The organism is Streptomyces sp. NPDC006739, from assembly GCF_042869815.1.
Classification (GTDB): domain Bacteria; phylum Actinomycetota; class Actinomycetes; order Streptomycetales; family Streptomycetaceae; genus Streptomyces.
Genome location: NZ_JBIAGM010000075.1, coordinates 1 through 3806 on the forward strand (window position 1 = coordinate 1; position 3806 = coordinate 3806).

4 protein-coding genes and 1 pseudogene are annotated in these 3806 nt (G+C 67.6%); 4 read left to right on the forward strand and 1 reads right to left on the reverse strand.

Annotation, left to right across the window (positions count from 1 at the left end):
- The 4 genes and pseudogenes from ACFYMM_RS44190 to ACFYMM_RS44205 form a co-directional block, all read left to right on the forward strand.
- The coding region (locus tag ACFYMM_RS44190) for a hypothetical protein (protein WP_388398481.1) at positions 1 to 317 on the forward strand (317 nt) is incomplete at its 5' end.
- A 140-nt stretch (positions 318 to 457) separates the two neighbouring features.
- Positions 458 to 1006, forward strand: a complete 549-nt coding sequence (locus tag ACFYMM_RS44195) for a GNAT family N-acetyltransferase (RefSeq protein ID WP_388398483.1) — start codon at positions 458 to 460, stop codon at positions 1004 to 1006.
- Positions 1007 to 1254: 248 nt separating this feature from the next.
- Entirely contained in the window at positions 1255 to 2322 is a 1068-nt protein-coding gene (locus ACFYMM_RS44200) for a hypothetical protein (RefSeq protein WP_388398486.1), read from the forward strand.
- Between the two features lie 128 nt (positions 2323 to 2450).
- Positions 2451 to 3011, forward strand: a pseudogene (locus ACFYMM_RS44205) (hypothetical protein).
- A gap of 1 nt (position 3012) precedes the next feature.
- Here ACFYMM_RS44205 and ACFYMM_RS44210 read toward each other — a convergent pair.
- Positions 3013 to 3708 carry a hypothetical protein gene (locus ACFYMM_RS44210; RefSeq protein ID WP_388398488.1) on the reverse strand — a complete coding sequence of 232 codons (696 nt, stop codon included), beginning with the start codon at positions 3706 to 3708 and terminating at the stop codon, positions 3013 to 3015.
- Between the last annotated feature and the right edge of the window lie 98 nt (positions 3709 to 3806).

Consider the following 3806-nt stretch of genomic DNA (forward strand, 5'->3'; position numbering starts at 1 on the left):
TCGAGCACTTGACCGCTGCCCTGGGCGAGACCGAGGCCCGACTCGCGGACCTGGACACCGCCCGGAAGGTCATCGCGGAGGTCGCGCCGGCAGGATCCGAACCCGACCCGCCCGAGACGGGCACTGCCTACCAGGCCATCGTCAACGCCTTCAACCAAAACCCCGGCCAGGTGTTCAGAGCCCGTGAGCTGCACGAACTCCTCGGCATGCCCACCGACGAGGCATCCGTCAACGTCACCCGCAGCCGCCTCGGACGCCTCGTCCGCCAAGGCTTCCTCACCCAACCCGGACGAGGCCGCTACCAGAAACGGACTTAACGCCCACTCAGTTCCAACAGGCCGTCAACAGCAAGCAGCATTGTGCTTCGTTGCCGTGCTGGCGCTGAATGGAGCGACGAGGACTGGCCGTGCTCGATACCCGAGTGCGGACCGGACTCGGACCACGGCAGGATGGGCGGATGGAGCAACCCCTTGAGGTGCCTGAGCTCGCCGCTGACGCGGGATTCGCGCTGCGGCCGTGGCGTCTTTCTGACCTTCCGCTGGTCCGGGAGGCGTCGGAGGACGACTACATCCCGTTGATCACGACGGTGCCCTCGCCGTATTCCGAGTCGGCAGGCGTCGCGTTTGTCGAACGGCAGTGGGGCCGGGCAGCCACGCGGGCTGGGTATACGTTCGTTATCGTGACCTCTGCCGGGCTACCCGTCGGCCAGGTGGGGCTGTGGCTGAAGGATCTGGAACAGGGCCGTGCATCGCTGGGCTACTGGGTCGTCAAGTCGGCGCGTGGTCAGGGAGCCGCCGTGGCTGCTGTCAACGCAGTGGTCGGCTGGGCCCTGCGGGATCTGCGGATTCCCCGGCTCGAACTGTGGGTGGAGCCGTGGAATACGGCCTCCGTGCGCACTGCCGAGCGTGCGGGGTTCCAACGCGAGGGACTGCTGCGAGGGTGGCAGAAGATCGGGAACGAACGCCGGGACATGTTCATGTATTCGGTGCTGAATGACGAGACGTGATGTCGTTGGTCCCGCCGCCGGACCCGCGGGACCAACGGGCTGGAAGCAGGGTCAGCTGACCTTGGCCGGGGCTTCAACCCATGCCCGGGTGCTGGCGAACCCGTTGGAGCCGGTGCCGGTCTCGATTAGCAGGACGACAGCGTGAGGGCGTTCGCCGGGTACCAGCCACGGCTCCGTCCTCCGGGTGCCTCCTGACCCCCGCACGCCAAGCCCGGGAGCTTCAACGCCCTGCTGGCTAGCGTTTCCTCATGCCACGAACTACACCCAGTCGCGCCGATCTCGAGCTGATGGCTCTGGCCGCGTCGTCCGGCCACCCGGTGAGCGCGTACCAGCTGGAACGCTGGCGCCGCCACGGCCTGATCCCGCGACCCGACATCCAGCGCGTGGGGGGTGCGGGCACCGAGGTGGTCTATCCGCCTGGCACCGGCGATCTGGTCTGTGCCTTGGCCCGGCACAACAGTCCAGGACGCTCGTACGACGACCTAACCCTGCTTGCCTTCTTCAGCGGCGCGGACGTCCTGGAAAGCGCACTGAAAGTCGCTCTCGCGCGCACGTACTTCAAGCACCGCTTCACACACGAGGAACGCGTGGCGCGAGAAGCGGCCGCTGTGCCGCCGCAATGGGCTGCTGAGATGGACGCCGAGTACGAGAACGCCGAGGCGACGGCCAAAATCGCGCTGTCCGAGAGCGACAGGGCCGTGCGCCAGATGCGAATCAACCTCCGGCGTCTGCCCGACCTCGCCCACGCACCGCGCGCAGAGGTGGATGCCCGCCTATTGGCGGTCCTGATCGGCTTGGAAAGGCTGGTACTTCCAGAAGATGACCATGCGCTCATGGCCGACCTGGCTGCCGCATTGCACCTCGATTGCGACGGCAGCGAGGACTGCTTGGCCGTATGGGACTACGCGGCCGTCTGCCACGCCTCCCAAATGGCCCGCTACGAGGAAACCTCCCCCGAGGAACGACTCGACGAGCTCGTTCGCATCAGCCTTGAGGAGCTGACCGCCCTACGCGACGAAGTCCTCGAGCACCTCGACCAAACGTGGACCCGGGCAACGCACTGTAGGCAAACCCGAGCCCCCATGGACGAACCCCGCCTAGCGCAGAGCGCTGCCGGCGTACTGGTGGAATGGATGAGCGCCCGTGAAGTGCATCCGCCAGGCTCCCGACTTGCGGACCGGTACTTCATCGAGAGCCTGGCCGACCTATCACTGCGCTGCTGGATCTCCGAGGTAAGTGCGCAGACAGGAGACGGCGCGCCGGGTGAAGGACGTGCCGCGTTCATTGCACGCACCAGCCAGCCCCAAACGGTTTGACACTCCGGAGGGACAGACCGCTCCCGTGCCTGAGTGATCTCTCCCGGACTCCTTTGAGCCTAGACCAACTTGAAGACGCAGGTCAGGGGGCTGGAACGGATCGCCTCCGCCCATGCAGAGGACTTGGGCTGGAGGATGACGTGAAGAGCTTCTGCGACCTGGACTTGGTGGGGCCGTTGCCGGACGGGCGTGTCCCGAATGCCTCGTCGGAGGACTGGCAGGCGGTCCTCGACCTTGTTGCGGAGAAGGGCTGGAAGCGCCAGTACTCCGTGGCAGAGACAGTGTTTCCGGCGCCCCGGGCGGAGACCCGTGCTGTCCCGTGCGGCGGATGCCGAGTGCCCGGACCCGCGGGTCTGGCCGACGGCCGATGTGTTGGCGATCTTCCGTTTCCATGCCGACGACGAAGTCGACTTCGACGTCGATCTGCGGGAGTTGCAGGGCCAGGATCGACTTGATGTGCTCTGCGGCTTCCTTCGGGAGATCGGGCGGTTGGGCAAGCCGGTGCTGATGGACCCGGAGGGCGAACCGGCCATCCCGTGCTCGGCTTCGACGTCGAGGCTGATCGAGTCGTTCTCCTCGCAGACCCGCATGTCAGGAAACTGAGGCTGACGGCTGCGGTTCGGGCACGATCATCCCGGCCCACGGGCCGCCCGCCACGGGGGGCACAGGCGGCCGGCTCCGTCACATAGGTCAGGCAGCCAGGGCGTTGGTGCGGGCCGCAAACTCGCGCACACCCTCGACGCGGATCGGCCCGTAGAGCAGCCCGGCGGTCAGTGCCCGCAGCGAGGGCCGTCGCACCTCCTGGGGCGCCTCGCGCTCGACTTGGCGTAGCGCGCGGAAGGTCTGCTTGCCGTCGCCGAGCGCGTTCCACATGCGGGCGACGTCGGTCCACGCCCTCGCCCGCCGCTCCGCTGTCGGCATCCGGTCCACGTTCAGCCGGTTCGCCACGGTCACAGCCTCGTCCGGGGTGCCCAGCGCGTTGAGCACGCTAATCCGGTAGACGTCGACCTGCGTCTGTGTGGCTTCCACCGTGAACAGGCCCAGCACGGCCGGATACCGCTCCGCCGCCTGCTCGGCCTCCTCCAACAGCGACAGGGCCGTCGACCGGCCCCGGTCGGTCGCCGCCGAGTACGCGCCGGTCAACAGCAGCGTTGTCCGCACAGCGCCGGTGTGGTCACGGGAGGCGTCCAGGTTCCCGGCCTCCTTGGTGAGTAGGTGCACCGCGGCCGCGGAGCGGCCTGAGCGGCGCATCGCGATTGCCAGCTGTCGCGAGGCCTCGCCGATGGCCACTGGAATGCCGTTGCAGCGCGCCGCCGCCAGCGCTCGGTCGGCGGCCACCCACGCCGCGTCGCTGTGCTGCTTCGTCGCCAGCCCAGCGGCGAGCACATTAGTAGTTGTTGTCTTTCCGATCTTGAGAGATGAGCGTCGAACGGGAGTCCCGATTGGGTGATCGTGGGGGCGTGGCGCATACGGACAGGGCCTCC